The organism is Flavobacterium proteolyticum (assembly GCF_015223105.1).
In the GTDB taxonomy this organism is placed as follows: domain Bacteria; phylum Bacteroidota; class Bacteroidia; order Flavobacteriales; family Flavobacteriaceae; genus Flavobacterium; species Flavobacterium proteolyticum.
Genome location: NZ_JADFTZ010000002.1, coordinates 41,233 through 60,105, shown reverse-complemented (window position 1 = coordinate 60,105; position 18,873 = coordinate 41,233). Strand labels below are relative to the sequence as shown.

Annotated in this window: 16 protein-coding genes; 6 read left to right on the top strand and 10 right to left on the bottom strand. The window is 30.1% G+C overall.

Annotated features, from left to right (window positions below):
• Positions 1-2: 2 nt before the first annotated feature.
• The 8 genes from IM755_RS05685 to IM755_RS05650 form a co-directional block, all read right to left on the bottom strand.
• The gene (locus IM755_RS05685) at positions 3-3,026 is read right to left on the bottom strand and encodes an amidohydrolase family protein (protein ID WP_194094608.1); all 3,024 of its coding nucleotides are present in this window, start codon (positions 3,024-3,026) and stop codon (positions 3-5) included.
• A gap of 76 nt (positions 3,027-3,102) precedes the next feature.
• Entirely contained in the window at positions 3,103-3,651 is a 549-nt protein-coding gene (locus tag IM755_RS05680; RefSeq protein WP_194094599.1) for a hypothetical protein, read from the bottom strand.
• A 3-nt stretch (positions 3,652-3,654) separates the two neighbouring features.
• Positions 3,655-4,989, bottom strand: coding sequence for a DUF58 domain-containing protein (locus IM755_RS05675; RefSeq protein ID WP_194094597.1), 1,335 nt, complete (start codon positions 4,987-4,989; stop codon positions 3,655-3,657).
• A gap of 73 nt (positions 4,990-5,062) precedes the next feature.
• Positions 5,063-6,073 carry an AAA family ATPase gene (locus tag IM755_RS05670; RefSeq protein WP_194094595.1) on the bottom strand — a complete coding sequence of 337 codons (1,011 nt, stop codon included), beginning with the start codon at positions 6,071-6,073 and terminating at the stop codon, positions 5,063-5,065.
• Positions 6,073-7,266 (bottom strand): DUF4350 domain-containing protein, encoded by a 1,194-nt coding sequence (locus IM755_RS05665; RefSeq protein WP_194094593.1) that lies wholly within the window; start codon positions 7,264-7,266, stop codon positions 6,073-6,075. The genes IM755_RS05670 and IM755_RS05665 overlap by 1 nt, the downstream gene beginning before the upstream one ends.
• A gap of 1 nt (position 7,267) precedes the next feature.
• Positions 7,268-7,993 carry a DUF4129 domain-containing protein gene (locus tag IM755_RS05660; protein ID WP_194094591.1) on the bottom strand — a complete coding sequence of 242 codons (726 nt, stop codon included), beginning with the start codon at positions 7,991-7,993 and terminating at the stop codon, positions 7,268-7,270.
• Positions 7,983-8,921, bottom strand: a complete 939-nt coding sequence (locus tag IM755_RS05655; RefSeq protein WP_194094589.1) for a hypothetical protein — start codon at positions 8,919-8,921, stop codon at positions 7,983-7,985. Before IM755_RS05655 ends, IM755_RS05660 begins: the two co-directional genes overlap by 11 nt.
• Positions 8,905-9,882, bottom strand: a complete 978-nt coding sequence (locus tag IM755_RS05650; protein WP_194094587.1) for a stage II sporulation protein M — start codon at positions 9,880-9,882, stop codon at positions 8,905-8,907. Before IM755_RS05650 ends, IM755_RS05655 begins: the two co-directional genes overlap by 17 nt.
• A 21-nt stretch (positions 9,883-9,903) precedes the next feature.
• Here IM755_RS05650 and IM755_RS05645 point away from each other — a divergent pair, with 21 nt between their 5' ends.
• Entirely contained in the window at positions 9,904-10,644 is a 741-nt protein-coding gene (locus IM755_RS05645; protein ID WP_194094585.1) for an RDD family protein, read from the top strand.
• Positions 10,645-10,651: 7 nt separating this feature from the next.
• On the opposite strand, the gene IM755_RS05640 is transcribed toward IM755_RS05645, so the two are convergent.
• Entirely contained in the window at positions 10,652-12,439 is a 1,788-nt protein-coding gene (locus tag IM755_RS05640) for a gliding motility-associated C-terminal domain-containing protein (protein WP_228063904.1), read from the bottom strand.
• 110 nt (positions 12,440-12,549) lie between these two features.
• On the opposite strand from IM755_RS05640, the gene IM755_RS05635 reads away from it, so the two are divergent.
• The 5 genes from IM755_RS05635 to IM755_RS05615 are packed head-to-tail and all read left to right on the top strand — an operon-like array spanning position 12,550 to position 17,756.
• The gene (locus IM755_RS05635) at positions 12,550-13,527 is read left to right on the top strand and encodes a GNAT family N-acetyltransferase (RefSeq protein ID WP_194094583.1); all 978 of its coding nucleotides are present in this window, start codon (positions 12,550-12,552) and stop codon (positions 13,525-13,527) included.
• Positions 13,524-14,624: a DegT/DnrJ/EryC1/StrS family aminotransferase gene (locus tag IM755_RS05630; protein WP_194094581.1), complete on the top strand. Its 1,101-nt coding sequence runs from the start codon at positions 13,524-13,526 to the stop codon at positions 14,622-14,624. The genes IM755_RS05635 and IM755_RS05630 overlap by 4 nt, the downstream gene beginning before the upstream one ends.
• Positions 14,625-15,197, top strand: coding sequence for an acyltransferase (locus IM755_RS12830; RefSeq protein ID WP_194094579.1), 573 nt, complete (start codon positions 14,625-14,627; stop codon positions 15,195-15,197).
• On the top strand, positions 15,197-16,468 hold the full coding sequence (locus tag IM755_RS05620; protein ID WP_194094577.1) for an O-antigen translocase: 1,272 nt from the start codon (positions 15,197-15,199) through the stop codon (positions 16,466-16,468). Before IM755_RS12830 ends, IM755_RS05620 begins: the two co-directional genes overlap by 1 nt.
• The gene (locus tag IM755_RS05615) at positions 16,452-17,756 is read left to right on the top strand and encodes a hypothetical protein (protein WP_194094575.1); all 1,305 of its coding nucleotides are present in this window, start codon (positions 16,452-16,454) and stop codon (positions 17,754-17,756) included. The genes IM755_RS05620 and IM755_RS05615 overlap by 17 nt, the downstream gene beginning before the upstream one ends.
• Here IM755_RS05615 and IM755_RS05610 read toward each other — a convergent pair.
• Positions 17,719-18,861, bottom strand: a complete 1,143-nt coding sequence (locus IM755_RS05610) for a glycosyltransferase family protein (RefSeq protein ID WP_194094573.1) — start codon at positions 18,859-18,861, stop codon at positions 17,719-17,721. The genes IM755_RS05615 and IM755_RS05610 overlap by 38 nt on opposite strands.
• Between the last annotated feature and the right edge of the window lie 12 nt (positions 18,862-18,873).

The window sequence follows — 18,873 nt, the reverse complement described above, 5'->3', positions numbered from 1 at the left end:
GATTAGTTGTATTTGTAGTGAGACTCTTTGCAATATTCTCCTAAAGTATCACAGTGGTAGTGACCGTTTTCTTTTTTCTTAGGCAATTGCGTTTTCATTCCTTTGTTTTTAGCGTCTAACATGAAATTGATTAGCTCAGCACGTTCTTTTTGAATCAATGCTAAAGTCTCTTTTTCTTTTTCTAAATCATAGAAAATGATTCCGTCTACTAACGTTTTTTCAGCTCTTGTGTAGATTGATAATGGGCTATCTGACCAAAGTACCACATCGGCATCTTTACCCACTTTAATACTTCCTACTTTGTTATCTACTTGAAGAATTTTTGCTGGATTTAAGGTTACGAAATTCCAAGCTTCTTCTTCTGTTACGTTTCCGTATTTAACCGTTTTAGCTGCTTCTTGGTTCAAACGTCTTGACATTTCAGCATCATCAGAATTGATAGATACTTTTACGCCTTCATTCATCATAATAGCCGCATTGTAAGGAATGGCATCGTTTACTTCATATTTATAAGCCCACCAATCAGCAAATGTTGAACCAGCAACACCGTGAGCCGACATTTTATCTGCTAATTTGTAGCCTTCTAAAATGTGTGTGAACGTTTGAATTTTGAATCCATAACGCTCGGCTAATTTCATCAACATGTTGATTTCTGATTGAACGTAAGAGTGGCAAGTGATGAAACGTTTTTTAGCTAAAATTTCGCCTAAAACTTCCATTTCGACATCAAATCTTGGCATTTTTTTATTTTTACCTGATTTGTAAGTATCCCACTCATTTTTGTATTCGATTGCTCTAGTGAAATAATCTTCATAAACTTGTTCCACACCCATACGCGATTGAGGGAAACGGCTTCTTTCAAAATCACCCCAATTCGATTGTTTTACGTTTTCACCCAAAGCGAATTTGATGTATTTTGGAGCATCTTTTACTAACATTTCATCAGGAGAATAGCCCCATTTTAATTTAATAAATGCCGCACGACCTCCAATTGGATTTGCAGAACCATGCAATAAGTTAGCCGAAGTAACGCCACCCGCTAAATTTCTGTAAATATTAATATCTTCTGAATTTACCACATCTTCAATTGTAACTTCTGCTGATGAATTTTGTCCGCCTTCGTTAACTCCGTTTGAAATAGCAATGTGTGAATGTTCGTCAATGATTCCAGCGGTTAAGTGTTTTCCTGTTCCGTCAACAACTTTTGCTCCAGCGGTTGGTAAGTTTTTACCAATTTTTGCAATTTTTCCGTTTTGGATTAAAACATCAGTTTCTTTTAAGTTTCCTTCTTTTTCACCTGTCCAAACGGTTACATTTTTGAATAAAATGGTTTCTTGTTTTGGTTTTTCAGCTGTCCCAAACGAAATATTTGGATACGTTACAGCATACATTGAAGGAACTTTTGGTTCGTCTTTTTTGTCGTCTTTCTTTTTATCCTCTTTAACTTCAGTTGCTCTTTTTGTAGCTGTCCAAGAAGTTTCGTTTCCGTTTTCTAAAACAGCTTTTCCTTGCATCATGTCTTTAACGAAAGTTCCTGAAAGTCTTACGAAATTTGCTTTTGTAGTATCTTGGTTTTTGATTACCAAATTCACCCAAGGATCATTGAATTGAATTTTTGTTCCAAAGTTGATGCTGTCTTTAACCGCCTTTGCTTCAAATTTTGAAGTTTCGCCTTCGATTTTTAGTTCAAATTTATGGTTATCAAACACTAAATCATAAGTCCCTCTGATATCAGTTGGATTAATTTTATCGATGATATTTCGATTTCCTTGTACCCAGTTTTCTAAGATGTTGCTTTTATCTTCAAAAATATCACCTGAAACAATGATGAAGTTCGCTAATTTTCCTTTAGAAATAGAACCTACTTTGTCAAATTGATTTACCAATTTAGCAGGATTTTCTGTTAAGGCTAATAACGCTTTGTCTTTTGGTAAACCATATAAAACGGCTTTTCTTAAGTTTGATAAGAATGATTTTGTTTCTTTTAAATCAGCTGTAGAAAGTATAAAAGGGACATTATTTTCAGCTAAAATTTTCAAGTTAAATGGTGCTTGATTCCAAAATTTCATATCGCTCAAGCTTACTTGTTGCGCTAAATAGGGGTCAGAAACATCATAAGCATCTGGAAAATTCAACGGAATAATGAAAGTTGCACCTGATTTTTTGATTTCGTCTATACGTTCAAATTCGTTTCCACTTCCTTTGATTAGATATTTTACTCCGAATTCATCACCTAATTTATCTGCTCTTAATGCATTTAATTTATCGCCAGCATTGAAAATTTGAAGTAATGATTTGTTCGCATTAAAAGCTTCTAAAGATAAATCTTTGTTTGTTGCGTTTCCTTGTGCATACCATTTTGCATCATGAAATACTTGACGAATTAAAGCCATACTTCCCATCATAGAAGAAGGATAACTTTGCTTTGTGAACTTACTTCTGCTGAATGTGAAATGTTGTGATACTTTATCTTTTAGCATTCTATCAGCGTTTGTGCCGAAGTCGTTTAATGTCCAAAGTAAACCAGTTCCTGCAATCACACCATCATTATGGTGACTTAGAACCGTTCCAAAGCCAGCTTCTCTTAGATTTCCTGCTGCTTTTGAATCGTAACTTAGGTTTTCATACGCATTGTATTCTGGTTTAATGTGGTCGTTCCAATAATAGCCTTCACGATTTGTGTCGTATTGTGGTGTGAAATTTCCACTTGGTCTTGGAGTAGGTTTGTTGATTCCGAATTCACTATACAATTCGATGAATGAAGGATAAATTGTTTTTCCAGTAGCATCAATTATGTTTGTTCCTTTTGGAATTACAACATTGATCCCTACTTCAACAATTTTGTTTTCTTTGATTAACAGCGTAGCTTTTTCAATTTTTTGCGTTGCTGATACATAAATAGTGGCGTTTGTAATTGCGGTAAAGTTTTTAAAACTTTGTTTTACGCCATCATTTTTTGGAAAATATTCTTGTGCATTCGTTGAAATAGAAAGCAAGAATACTAACAATAACGATAAGTATTTCATGTTTTTTAGTTTAGTAAAGGTTAAAGATAAAAAATATCTTTATTATTTTGACTTTGTAAGTGTATTTTGATATTTTTTAACGTTTGTTTCTATTAATTATGAAATAAGTAATTGTGGTAAAACTTGCAAAAATCAATGTTTTGATTGTCCAATCTGCAATTATCCATCCAAAAGAAGATTGATACATTGTCCACGAGCTAGGTAAGTAATCGCGATGTAAAGAGGTTACAACGATTACAAACTTTTCAAAGTTAAATAGAAATATAAAACCTATAAGAAATCTAATAATTGAACTTTTTTTAACAAATTTTAGAAGAAATAATAAACAAGCCGATATGTAGGTTAGTTGCTGGGTATAAACAGCAAACCCATAAGGACCATTTAATCTATTAAAAATACTTTTGCTGTTTTCTGAATTTCGATTAGCAAAAATATAAATCCAATCAAAAGTCCAATTAGCCAAATAAATCATACCACAAATTATTAATGTAATGGTAGCTGCTTGGTCAATTTCTTCATACTTAATTTTATTATGGAAAAATTTATTTTTTCTGAAGATTATAAAGAATAAATTATAAATTCCGAAACCAAAAAAGCAATATTGCATTAAATTGTAAAGACTCATGGTTTAAAGAATTCCTCTGGCTTTGATTTCAAGATATTTATTTATGGTATCTAATGTTAAGTTTTCGGGTTGGGTTAAAACTGAATAAATTCCGTATTTTCTTAGTTCGTTTACTATTAATCGTTTTTCGAAAGCAAATTTTTCAGCAATTACCTTGTCGTAAATTTCTTGAACATTATCTGCTTTTTTGTGTATCAGTTCGTTTAACTCTGTATTGTTAAAAAATACAACAACCAACAAATGGTTTTTTGCAATTCCTTTAAGGTAGGGTAATTGTCGATGTAAGCCATCTAAAGTTTCAAAATTGGTGTACAAAATAATTAAACTTCTTTGGTTGATATGTTTTTTTACATCGACATACAAACGGCTAAAATCGCTTTCAAAAAAATCGGTTTTTATGTTGTATAAATTTTCCATGATTTGTTGCATTTGGCTTTGTCTTTTTTCTGCAACAACACGATTTTCAACTTTTTTTGAGAAAGCAAAAATACCGGCTTTATCTTGTTTTTTTATAATTACATTTGATAAAACTAAAGTGGCGTTAATAGCATAATCTAAAAGGCTTAAATCATTGAAAGGCATTTTCATTACTCTTCCTTTATCAATTACCATGTAGACATTTTGTGATTTTTCGTCCTGGTATTGATTCACCATTAATTGATTTTTTTTCGCAGTAGCTTTCCAATTAATAGTTCTTAAATCATCGCCTTGTACATATTCTTTAATCTGTTCAAATTCCATAGTATGACCAATTCTCCTAATTTTCTTTAATCCATATTGGAATAAATTATTAGAGAATGCCATTAAATCGTATTTTCTTAATTGCATATACGATGGATAAGTAGGAACCATTTGATTGTTGTCGTAAGTAAATCTTCTACTTACTAATCGAAGGGGAGATGTAACGTAAATATTAAGATTCCCAAAAAAATATTCACCACGTTCTGTTGGTCTTAAAAAGTAGCGATAGTCATCTTTAGTTTGTGCTTTTATTTTTCTTTTAACCTCAAAATTTCGCTGTTGAAATTGAAACGGAATTTCGTCTATAATTTTTAAACGAACAGGAAATGTAAACTGATTGTTTAAGGCAATATAAATTTCATTTTCATCACCATTTGACAATTTTTCAGACATATTTCTGATACCAATTACTTTTTTATTTGTGCCAAATAGCAATAAGATATCAATTAATACAAATAGTATTAAAACATACAAAACATACCAAACAGCATGATATAATGAGGGGAAAAAATACGCTACTGTGAATAGCAAAATGATTCCCATCAGGCAATAAAAAAGGAAATTATTGAGATAAAGCTGTTTGAAAATGCGTTTCATTTATTTTTTAAAATTTTGTTATTTATGCTAAAGCCAGTTCAGCATGACAAACGTTCTTTAATTTTTCAGAAAATTATCTTGGAATTTCTACCGAATCTACAATTTGTTTGATGATTTCTGTACTGGTGATTCCTTCCATTTCGCGTTCTGGAGTTACTACAACTCTGTGTTGTAAAACCGGAATTGCTGCGTCTTTAATATCATCTGGCGTTACAAAATCTCTTCCGCGTAAAGCAGCAAAACCTTTAGCCGCATTTAAAATAGCTATCGATGCTCTTGGTGAAGCGCCTAAATATAAAAATGCATTTTCGCGTGTGTTTAAAACAATTTTGGCTATATATTCGATTAAGTTTTGTTCGATAAGAATTTGTTTTACTAGTTCTTGGAATTCGATTATATGACTTTGTGAAATAATGGTAGCAATAGCACTCATTTTATCACGACTTTGTAAATCATTTTCTTTTTGAAGGATGTGAATTTCCTCTTCTAAATTTGGATAATCGATATTAATTTTAAACAAGAAACGGTCTAATTGCGCTTCTGGTAAGCGATACGTTCCTTCTTGTTCAATTGGATTTTGTGTTGCAATAACCAAAAATGGTCTATCTAAAACATAAGTAGTTCCATCAGCGGTAATTTGACGTTCTTCCATAACTTCAAAAAGTGCTGCTTGGGTTTTAGCTGGAGCACGATTGATTTCGTCAATAAGTACAAAATTTGAAAAAATTGGTCCTTTTTTAAATTCAAATGTAGACTTAGATAAATCAAATACAGATGTTCCAATAATATCAGAAGGCATTAAATCGGGTGTAAACTGAATTCGGCTAAAGTCTAACGATAATGTTTTTGCTAAAAGTTTGGCACTGATAGTTTTTGCAACTCCAGGAACTCCTTCAAGTAAAACATGTCCATTTGATAAAACCGCTACTAAAAGTTGGTCAATCATTTTGTTTTGACCTACGATTACTTTTGCAATTTCAGCTTTTACTTTTTGAACATTATCTTGTAACGGTTGTAAGTTTAAACGAGACTCAAAGTTTAGATTTTCGTTTTCTTGATTATTGATTTCAAAATTATTTTCCATTATAAATTCAGTTTTTCTAAAAGTTCGTTAAACGTTATTAATTCTTTTTCTGTTGTATTAGATTGATTTCTGAGTTTTTTTATAAAGAATACTACATCTTCAATATCTTTTTTACTTTTTCCTGTTTTTTGATTCAGTCTGTTTACAAAAGTATCATCTAAATTGTAGGTGTCTATATAATACTCATTTCTAATTTTTTCAAGAAAGAATATAATCTTCTTTTCTGCTATATTTTGATGATTTCTTTCTTGATAATATAGATTTCCAATTGTTTTGGTAAAATCTACAGTTGTATTTTTTAGTTTTTCTTTAATTGGTATAATTCGTTGTCTTCTTTTTGCATTGAAAACAATAAAAATCATTAAGGTTATCCAAGCTAAAAACCAAGCCCATTTTAAAGCGGGTTGACTTAATAAATATCGCATTGGCGAACTTGACAATTCTTCGTTATCATATTGTTTTACTTTCCAATAAATGGGATTTTGCGATGGAATGTAGCCTAAAACATCTTCTGTGTATTTTATGTTTTTGTTTAACATATAATAATTGGTAAAGGCTACAGGTTGTAAATGCAAATAGAAATTTCCGTTTTTGTATGGAACTCTAATGAAATTGGCAAATTTTTCTCCTTTAGAATTGATTTGTGTTCCTAAAACTTCTGTTTTGCTACTATCGATTTTAGAGAAATAGGCATTGTTGATTCCTTTGTTAAAATAGAAGTTGTCAAGTTTTGCATTTCTTTCTAATTTGAATTTTAGCGAATCGGAGAAGTCGTTATTGTATGCAATTTCAAAACCAAGCGAATCTGCAAATTTTTCGGAAAAATTAGTATTACTATAAAAAACAGCATTTCCATGACTAGTGAAATAGAAAAGTTCGTTTTCAGAATAATCATCAATATTAGTTTGATGTTCAATTAGTAAGATTGTTCCTTTTATGTTGTATGTTGATTTTTCAACATTATAATTTTTATCAAAATACTCATAAGGAGACTCGTTGAATTTCTTTACTTTTTGAGGGCTAAAAAACGATTTGTGTTCTTCATTAAACACATAAAGACCAAAAGGACTTTTCATGTTTAGCGAATAACTTTCACTCCAATCAATTGGTTTTTCTTTTGTTGCGTCAGCCCAAATAATGCCAATTAAAATTAGCACTAAAAGAAATATGTATATTTTTAAACTCTTTGGCATATTATTTTTTAGTGATTAATTTTAAAAAGGCTATTTCTGTTTTTTCAAAGTCAGTTTCATTCAAATTAAATTCGCCATACCAGCTATATTCATAAACATAAGATAAAAATTGAAATTCATTTTTTAATTCAAGATTTGAAATTTCATTTAAGTAGTCTCCATTTGTTTTTTCAATATCCCATTCAATTATATTGCGATCAGAAAGTGTTTTTAGAAGCCACAAATAATAATATCGGGTTGCCAAACGATAGTTTTTTTCATTTTTAATTTTTGTAATTAATGTATTGAAATCTAATGAATGGATGTTTTCTTCAATGGTTTCTGAAATAGTAATTTTATTTGATGATTTGCTAAATATCCAGCCTCCTTCTTTATTGATAATGGTTTTAACTATTAGATAAACAACAAACAGGATTATTAAAATAGCAATTACCTTCATGGCAATTTCTAAGCCACTTAAACTATTTGGACCATTGCCAAAATCGAATAAGTTACTTAAAAAACGACCTACTGCATTCCAAAATCTATCCCATGCATTTGTGTCAACTTTTACGGGTTTTTCAATATAGTTGAAATCAGAATCAGAATATTTTGCTTTTAAATTTCCGAATTTTCTTGATTCATAAGCAGTAGATTCTATTACAGCAGAATCTATTTGGACTTGTGAAAAACAAACATCCAATTGTAAGAAAAGTATAAAGTAAAAAAATATGAATTTAAGCTTCATCTGTTCCTATTAAATCGATGTTATTATTGATGCTGACGTTTTCCATTTCTTCTTTGCAACTGTAAAAAATGACACCTTGGTTTATTAAAACAATATTTTGTAGTGTGTAATTAAATATGATTGAAATTATTACAATAACAAGAAGTAAAATCATAACAAAAGAAATTGCATTATCAGGATTTTGTTGTAATGATTCTGGATTTGAAAAAACAGTTATGATTCCAATAAAATAAGGTATTAATGTAAAAATTCCAAGTGTTATTTGAACAATCATTTGTACAATAAATGTAGAACCAATGATAGGCCAATATTTGCTTTTTAGCATTAGAACAGCTTTTTTAATTGCTTCAAAATAACCGATTTCTTCTGTTACATAATGAAAATAAGTTAAGGCAATAAAACTTGTTAATGTTGGTAGCAATAAAAAAATCAGAGGAATTCCTATTAAAATAAAAATTGATAAAAAGGTTAGAGCTACAACTATTGCTAACAAAGGCAATAATATGATTAACGATAAAAAATAAAATCCTATGATTCTGACTAATTTACTTTTGAAGTATTTAAATAAATTTTCAAAATTTCTTTCCTTTTTTTCTTCAATTAGTTTTAAATACCCAACAGGAAATGAATAGTTGATGATTGATATTAGCATTATAAGAAAAATCATGGCGATTCCAAAACCAATGAATAGTCCAATATTACCATATATTTCATTAGCCAAACTGTTTTGATTTCCATTTCGAAGTCCCTCAAAAGTACCTTTGATGAATATGTTGGAGAAAAAATAAATCAGCACTACTAGAAGTAATAGCAATCCTCCATTAATGATAAAATAGTTTTTAAAGTAGTTTTTTCCTTCCAACTTAAAAAAGTTAAAAGTATCACCTACAAGAGCACTAAACTCTCTTTTTTTATAAAGTTGAAACATATTTTTTTGCTTTTTTATGAACTATGAAAGGATAAATTAAATAATAAAAACTGATTAATGATAACGTTATCAAAATAATCCCTACACTTAAATAGGTTGGCATTTCCATAGAATATCGTGTTACATACCCTTCTAAAAAACCAGCTGCAAATGTAAAAGGCATGGTGCTTAAAAAGATTTTGAAACTATTTTGAAAACCAATTTTGAAAGATTCTAATCGTGAAAAAGTTTTAGGAAATAAAATACTTGCACCTAAAATAAAACCGGCACCTGCTTCAATTACCATAGCAAAAATTTCCATTGATCCATGAATCCATATTCCTCTAACGCTTTCCCAAAATACGTCTCTTTGGTAAAAAAAATATTGAAATGAGCCTAACATGATACAGTTGTTTAATAAAACATAGAAAGTACCAATGCCTATGAAAATTCCAAAAAAGTAGGAAAGTGCTCCGACTTTTAGATTGTTTAAGGTAATTGCAATGAAGCCTCCCCAGTTGCTGCCCGTTTTATATACGGCGACAGGATTTCCGTCTTCAATGTTTTCTAAAGTCATATTTACATATTGATCGCCTAAAATTAAACGAACAAACGAATCGTCATTTTTGGCAGAGACTACTCCAATAGCAGTTAATACAAAGAATATTAAAAACGCATACATTACGTATCTTCTATATTCATAAACAAGTAATGGCACTTCGGTTAGAAAGAAATGTTTTATCCGATTGGTTTCTGTTCTTTTGGTTTTATAAATTTTTTGATACGTTTGTGCAGCTAAATGGTTTAGATACACAACTGTTTTACTTTTAGGATAATACGTTTGAGCGTAGGATAAATCATTAACTAAATGTATGTACAGATTGGCTAAATCATCTGGATTTTTTTTAGCTTTACCAAAAATTGCTTGTTCAAATTCAAGCCATTTTTCTTTATTTTGCTTTATGAATGCTATTTCTCTCATGAAATGCTAAAATATAAAAATATGACACAATTATCAATAAATACTACACAAAATGTAAATATAAATTTTACGGCGGCTTCTGTTGGTGATCGAATTTTCGCACAACTGCTTGATTTTCTTGTTATGATAGCTTATGCTGTAGTTGTAGGATTTGTTTTAGATTTAACAGGTTTGGCTGCCGCAATTGAAGGTTTAGATAATTGGTCTAAAATGGCAATTTACTTGTTAATCTATTCTCCAATAATGTTTTATACCATAGTGCAAGAAAGTTTGTGGGAAGGACAAACAATAGGAAAACGAATCATGAAAACTAAAGTGATAAAATTAGATGGTTATCAAGCTAGTTTTGGAGATTACTTAGTACGCTGGTTATTTAGATTAGTAGAAATATTCATTGGAAATGGAATTATAGCTTTAATAACTGTAATTGCAAGTGCGAAAAATCAACGCTTAGGTGATATGGCTGCAGGAACTGCAGTTATTACTTTGAAAAATAAAATTAATATCAATCATACCATTATTCAAGATGTTCATTCTGATTATGTTCCTACGTATCCATTAGTAATTAAACTTTCGGATAATGATGTTAGGATTATCAAAGAAACATTTGAAATCGCAATTGTGTCAAGAGATTTTCAAACCATTGTGAAATTAAGAGAAAAAGTTATAGCAGTTACGGGTATAAAAAATCAATCAGGGAATGATCAGGATTTTATCAGAACTCTATTGAAAGATTATAACTATTACACTCAAAACATGTAATTTAATTTTATCTGTTTATGTATAAATACCCAGTTAAAGGCTCTTTATAATTGGGGTCGTTTAAATTAAGTATATAAAAATACGTTCCTGCTGGAGCTAATGTACTTCCAATACCTTCTTCTACATAGCCATTCCAATCCGCTTTGTTGTTATTTCCTGTCCATAAATGTTTGCCCCAACGATTATAAATCAATAACTCGAAGTTTACAAAAATATCGCGAAGACCATCGATGAAAAAAGTATCATTTGAACCGTCACCATTAGGAGAAACGGCATTGTAAACTACTGGCGGGCAATTTTCTGTTAAAAGTTGGAATGAAGTAACAGAAAAGCAACCGTTATCGATACGAACAAAAATTTCTTTTGGAGTTGTGATTGCATCGTAATTAGAACTGTTTCCGATAGGATTTATATTTTGTACAGCATCATTATAGGTTTCATGAAAAGAAATTAAATGAGTAGGATTTGTGCTAACCAATGCAGCATATCCAGAAAAATCAAAAATTCCTCTAGTTAAACCAAGATTACAAGAAGTTAATGAGTTTAGGGGATTGAAAATAGGAGAAACTATCAATTCGATTTCTATTTGGAACGAATTATTATTTTCAATCAATTCAGGTCTAACTCCTGTTCCATTTCCAGTGTCATCAACAACAGCTAGTAATGTAAAATTTAATGGAACAGAACTAGGAATATTTAGTGTTATAGTTCCGTTTTCACTTCCGCCAATTGGAATTGTATTTTGTGTATATGTTGTAGCAACAGCTAGTGTTCCTGCGTAAAAAGTAATCGGAGTATTGGCTTGCAAAACTTCTGTACTATTTAAATTTGAGACAGTAAAATTCAAATTCACATCTCTTGAATCACATAATGTAGAAGGGTTATTAAGTACTATTGTAGCATCGGGTAATTGACTGTTTAGTTTGGTAACAACAGTGTTAATCATAATGAAATCTTGAAAAGAAGTCAATGCAATTGAAGCATTCGTATCTCCTATGGAAATATAACTATCAATATCATAAATGTCCAAATCCATATTGTATAGTTGGTTCGATCCAGTAACTGAGTTTGTACTATTAAATACGTTATTTGGTGGATTAAAAGGGTTACTAATAACTGTTCCATTAACCGTAAAAGTTTCTGTAGGTAATTGTGAATCTCCTTCCCAAGCGATAAATCCGGCTTTAGCATTTGCGTTATTAAGTACATATAAATTTGTCAAATCTATTTGCAAAGCATCAGGAACCCCTTGTAGTCCATCATAAATGTTTAGTTGGTTTAACGGCAATGCTGGGTTTTCATAAACAATTAAAATTGCCCAACCAGCGAAATTTGTCTTTCTACTGTAATGAAGCGCTTCAAAAGGAGAAATGTCTAAATTAGAAAGAGTATAAGTTCCATTTCCTGTTGTTTGAACTAAAGTTGTTATGTCTTTAAAGGCACTGAAGTAAGTAAAAGTACTAGGATTGAAAAATCTCGAATGTGAAAACGTTCTATCAGGAGTTATATTAGTTCCGTTCAGGTCTACATCAAAATCTCCATCTCCACTTCCTGCCCAATATAAATAGGCTCTAATTACGGTATCACTTGGACCAAGATTTAACGTTGCAGATGAAGAAGTATTGGTTACATAGAAATTAGTCGGATTGTTTTCAGCTGTATTCATCGTATTTCCTACAAAAGTAAAGTCATAACGTCCGTTTACTTGAGTGTACAACGAAATATTTTGCCCAAAGAATAAAAATGGTGACAAAAGAAATCCAATAAACAGTAGGAGAGTAATTTTTTTAATCATTTGAGAGCCATTAATTTGGTTCCAATTTACTATATTTTTTTTAAAAAACGATATATTGAATTCAGATAACATAAAAAATTAGTAATTTTCCGAATTATTTAAAGGTTTTAATGAAGTATCAAATTCAAAAGTATTCAAACGAACATTATAAAGAATGGAACAATTTTGTAGCCCATGCTAAAAATGCAACATTCTTGTTTTATCGCGATTTTATGGAATATCATCAAGATCGATTTGAAGATAATTCGCTTTTGATTTTTGATGAAAAGAACTATTTAAAAGCTATTTTGCCTGCTAATAAAGTAGAAAATACATTGTATTCTCATCAAGGATTGACCTATGGAGGTTTGGTTTTAAACCAAAAAACAAGACTTCAAGAAGTAATTGAAATTGTACATTCGGTATTAAAATTTTTGAATGAAAATTCTATTTCGTCACTTTATTTAAAACAATTGCCAAATATTTATCACGAATCGCCTTCTGATGAAATGGAGTATTTGAGTTTTATTTTAAATGCGAAATTAGTTCGAAAAGATAGTTTGTCGGTCATTAACTTAGAAACCGATTTTGAATTTAGCAGCAGTAGGGCAGAAGGAATAAAAAGAGGAACTGATTTTGGATTAGAATTCAAGGAAGAACAGGATTTTACTTCGTTTTGGAATGAAATATTAATTCCTAATTTAGCACAAAAGCATCAGGCAAAACCTGTTCATTCGCTAGAAGAAATATTGTATTTGAAATCTAAATTTCCAAATAATATCAGACAATTTAATGTTTATAAAGAAGGGAAAATCATAGCCGGAACAACCGTTTTTGAAAGTGATTTTGTAGCACATTCCCAATATATTTCTGCAGATGAATCGAAAAATACAACCGGAAGTTTAGATTTTTTACACAACAGATTAATAACGTATACGTTTCGTAATAAAAAGTATTTCGATTTCGGAATTTCCAACGAAAATCAAGGACAAAATATTAATCAAGGATTGCTGTTTTGGAAAGAAGGTTTTGGAGCAAGAACAATCGTTCAAAATTTTTATGAAATTGAAACCAAAAATTACAGACTTTTAGAAAACGTTTTGATATGATACATTTCCTAAATTTAAAAAAACTAAATCAACCTTTTGAAACTGCTTTTCAGAAAAAAATAAAGCAATTTCTAGAAGGCGGCTGGTATATTTTAGGAAATGAAGTCAAACAATTTGAAACTGATTTCGCTACTTATTGCGGAACAAAAAAATGCATTGGTGTTGGTAACGGTTTAGATGCATTGGTTTTGATTTTCAAAGCTTATATTCATCTTGGAAAACTACAAAAAGGCGATGAAGTAATCGTTCCAGCAAACACATATATAGCGAGTATTCTGGCAGTTTTACAAGCTGATTTAGTTCCCGTTTTAGTAGAACCACGATTGGAAACTTATAATATCAATCCAGACGAAATTGAAGCTAAAATATCATCTAAAACTAAAGCTATTTTACCTGTTCATTTATATGGACAATTGTGTGAAATGAAAGCTATAAACGAAATCGCTAAAAAACACAATCTTTTTGTTATTGAAGATGCAGCTCAAGCGCATGGAAGTCAGTTTTCAGAAAATGAAAAAGCTGGAAATTTGAGCCATGCTGGCGCTTTTAGTTTTTATCCTGGAAAAAATCTTGGAGCTTTAGGAGATGCTGGAGCTATTACAACTAATGATGATGCATTGGCAGCAGTTTTGTTTTCGATGCGAAACTATGGTTCGAAAGTAAAATATGAGAATGAAATTATAGGCTTTAATTCAAGATTAGACGAATTACAAGCCGCTTTTTTGAACATCAAACTAAAACAATTGGATTCTGAAAATGAATTTCGTAGAAGTATGGCAAAACGCTATCTTTCGGAAATTAAAAATGAGAAGATTTTAATGCCAAATTGGGATTTATCTCAAAATCACGTATTTCATTTGTTTGTCATCCGAACTTCCAATCGAACGGATTTGCAAAATTATTTAAAAGAAAACGGAATTGAAACCATGATTCATTATCCAATTCCACCACATAAACAAAAAGCATTAGCCAATTGGAATCAGTTATCGTTTCCAATTACAGAGAAAATTCATGATGAGGTTTTGAGTATTCCATTGAATTCGGGTTTAAAAGCCTCAGAAATTCAGCATATCATTACAACTTTAAATAATTACTAAATGGGAATTTTGCATCAATTGAAACAATTTGCTTTTGTAAAGCTTCGCATTTTAAAATATAACAGCTTGTCTTCGTGTAAGCAAGTTTCGGGTCAGCCTAAATTATATCATCCATTGCTTTTAAATGGAAAAGGGAAGATTTCGTTTGGAAAAAATGTTCAAATTGGTGTTGTAAATTCGCCAAACTATTATTCTCATTATTCTTATTTTGAAGCAAGATACTCAGAAAGTGAAATTGTCATTGGAAATAATGTTTCAATAAATAACCATTGTTCTATTGAAGCTTTATCAAAAATCACTATTCAAGATGATGTTTTGATTGGGATAAATTGTTCCATTTTAGATAACGACGGACATTCCTTAGAAATTGATAATCGCCTTTCTGGAACACCAAAATCAGCTGAAATTGTAATTGAGAAAAACGTTTTTATTGGCGATAACGTTACCATTTTGAAAGGAGTCATAATTGGTGAGCATTCGGTTGTAGGAAATGGTTCAGTTGTAACTAAAAGTGTTCCTTCAAATGCAATTGTTGCTGGAAATCCTGCGCAAATCATAAAAGAAATCAAATAGTGTCATTTTTTAACCGACATATTTTATTAAAAGTATTGTCGCTTAATGCGATTGCTGTTTTTGTACAATTTATTTTAGGTCTGATTTCTGTAAACATTGTTTCGGTTTATTTAGGTCCAAGCGGTATGGCTTTCATGGGGAATTTGAGAAACTTCACAAGTATTTTTAAATCGATAAGCATCGTGGGTCTTAAAGAAAGTTTTATCAAGTTGTTTATTGAAAACAAGGAAGCCGAACAGCGAAAAAAGATATTTTCTTCATTTCTTTCTTTCTTTGGAATTATAACCATCGTTTGTTCAGTAATTATCATCAGTTTTGCTTCAAAATGGAGTCAATTGATTTTTCAATCCAATCAGTATTCACACTTTTTAATTTTGTTTGGATTGTTATTACCTTTTTTTACATTACAATCTTTTTTGGCAACGTTGTTGAATGCCCAACAATTTTTCAAGAAATTAATTACATTACAATTGGTTAGCTCCATTGTGATTTTTGCATTTACTACTTTTTTTACTATTCGATATCAATTAGAAGGAGCCATTTTAATTTTGGTGATTTCAGATGTTTTATTGTTGCTTTGTACATTATATTTTTTACGAAAAAATGAAGCTTTTCACTATTTCAATACTTTAAAAAACATAGATTTTACCTATTTAAAAAGTATTCAAAAATTTTTATTAATGGCGTTAGTTAGCGCAATTGTTATTCCATTGACATCATTGTTAATTCGAAATGTACTAATTACAGATATTTCTCTTGATGCAGCCGGAAACTGGGAAGCTGTCAACAGAATTTCAGGATTTTACATGATGTTTTTCAGTGCTGGATTGTCCATGTATTATCTTCCAAAACTTTCAGCTTTAAATACAGATGATGAGTTTAAAAAGGAATTGGGATATTATTTTAAAACCTTAGTTCCGTTATTTATATTGGTTTTATTATTTGTATTTGTCGCTAAAAATTGGATAATTGATTATGTGTTAGCATCGAAGTTTCAATTGGTGAAATCACTTTTAATTTGGCAGTTATTAGGAGATTTATTTAAGATTATGACTTTAGCTTTTGGTTATCAAATTTTGGTAAAAGCTATGGTTAATAAATACTTAATTGTCGAAATTGTATTTAATGTATTGTTTTACATGGGAGTTTTATTTTTATTAAAGTACTTCTCGGTGGAAGGTGCGGTTATGGCTTATTTTTATGCCAATGTGATTACCTTTTTTGTGGTTTTATATTTTTTTAGAAAACTTATTTATGTCAAAGAATCTTAAACTTTTGATCGCAATTGAAGTTTTATTTCGATTGATTTTATTCTTTGTATTTTATTCAACAGTAACTATTTATCCTGATTCTGAAGGGTATCTCAATTTAGCTAAAAGACTATCCAATTTTGATTTATCAAGTTATAACGGATTGCGTTCACCAGGTTATCCATTATTGATTTCTTTTGTTAATTCGAATTTATATGCTTTGGTTTTTATTCAATTTGGATTAGGAATTGTAACTTCTGTCTTTCAATATAAAACGTTGACTCATTTAGGTTTTTCAAAACAAAATAGCTTAATATTTACTCTTTTTATCAATAGTTTTCTAAATGTTTTCTTTTTCGAAACTTGTGTTTTAGTGGAAACTTTGGTGCTTTTTTTAATGAGTGCTTTTGTTTATTTACTTTCTAAAACACCTTTTCAAAATCAAAGTTTTAAGTTCGATTTTCTTATGAGTTTTATATTAGGATATTTAGTCTTTATTAAGTCGTTTTATATTTTTATACCCTTTTTATTATTGGTTTGGTTCTTTCTAAATCAGCCCAATTTTAAAAGTTTTTTTTGCAAAGCATTTGTGATTCTAATTTTCCCAATGCTTGCTTTTTTGAGTTGGTCGTATGTAAATAAAATCAACATTGGTCAATTCTCTTCTTCAGGAATTTCAGGATTATATTTAGCTCAAAATTGTGTTTATTTTGCCGAAGATGCTCCCAAAGAATTCGATTGGATTTCAAAACCGTATGTTGCCTATCGCAAAAAATCTATTGAAGAAAATCGAGATGTGGCAATGGCGATTTGGTATGCTTATGAAGATGGCGCTTATGATGAGTACAATCTAACTTTACCTGAATTTTCAGTAGAGTTGGGAAAATTTGCTAAAGCAGCAATAAAAGAAAATCCATTCGCTTATTTGAAACAAGTTATCACTAAGTCTTGGTTTGATTTTTGGAAACCCACAATGAATTGGAATTATGAAGCGTTCAATTTTAAGTATGCGAATAAACTATTTTTGGGAGTTTGGTATTTGCAGTCTACTCTTATTGTTTTAATTAAAGCAGTATTTCTATTTGTTTTTGGATTTCAACTGATTCAGTTCTTAAAAAATAGAAAATTTGTTATCGAATTTTTATTGTCGTCCATCGTGTTTACGGCTTCTGTTTTGCAAGCTTTGGCAACTTATGGAACCAATAATCGATTTAGTTTTCCGTTTGAATTTATGATGATAATTTCAGTGTTATACTTTCTAAAAATGAACGTTAAGCTTCCCAACAGGCTAAGTACTTGGTTGCAATAGTTTGGTAATGATGTTCTTTTTCAATGAAGTTCCTTGCATTTTTAGAAATTTCAAAAATTTTCTCTGGATGCTCAATTAAAAAGGAAAGCTTTGCTGCAATTTTGTTTTCATTGGGTAAAGCATTGATGCAAACTTCATCTTCATGCAACTGATACATATTTAAAAATTCAGTTTCAGCACCTGTAAAAACCACTTTTCCTTTCGCCATAGCTTCCAAAGCATTATAACCTTGATCATATGCAAACACTTGGTCTAACAAAATATGTGCTTTGTTATATTGCAAAATATATTCGTTATATGGAAGGTTTTCAGTCACAATTATTTCTACTTTATCAGCATGATTTTTTTGAATAATTTCTAAAGCTTTCTCGAAATAAATAATTCCTTTTTTAAGATAACTCAATCGATTAATACCAAGAAAAATGATGATTTTATCTATGTTTTCTAATGGTTGAAAAACAATTTGATTAGTATTTATTGGATTTGGAATAAACGTCGTTGTAAATCCCAATTTTTGCATCGGAATTTCATAATCTAAATCGGAAGTAATCAAATTTTGACAGTTTTCTTTCAGCCAATGAAACGTTTTTCGATAATTTTCTTTTCGATATTTTAAAGGAAATCGAAATTGATTTTCCAAAGAATTGTCCTCAAAATAAGGTGTTAAAACCGAATATTTTAATTCTTTTTGAAACCAATAATCCACGACAGGAACTTCATCACCACAAATTAATAAACTTCGACTTTTGATTTTTTTGAACAGCTTTTTGTATAATAAACGTGATAAAATTGGATATGTTTCTAAAGCATCAGAATTAATCAATTGTACATGATTAAAATCTTTTAACTTTGGTAAAAGTAGATAATAACGAATGGCTTTTTCAATTTTTTCGAAATCTAAACCAAAAACTTTTCGAATGCTTTTAAATAGAAAATTTGCAATTTTATTATTATTACACATTCGAGCATAAATCGAAAAATCAACGGGGAACTTCTTAAATTTATCACCACAACCTACAATTGTTATTTCATGACCAAGCGCTTCCAATCCCTCTTTTAAAGAATTGTGTAAACGACTGTATTCACCTAACAAAAGTATTTTCATGTGATGGTTCTA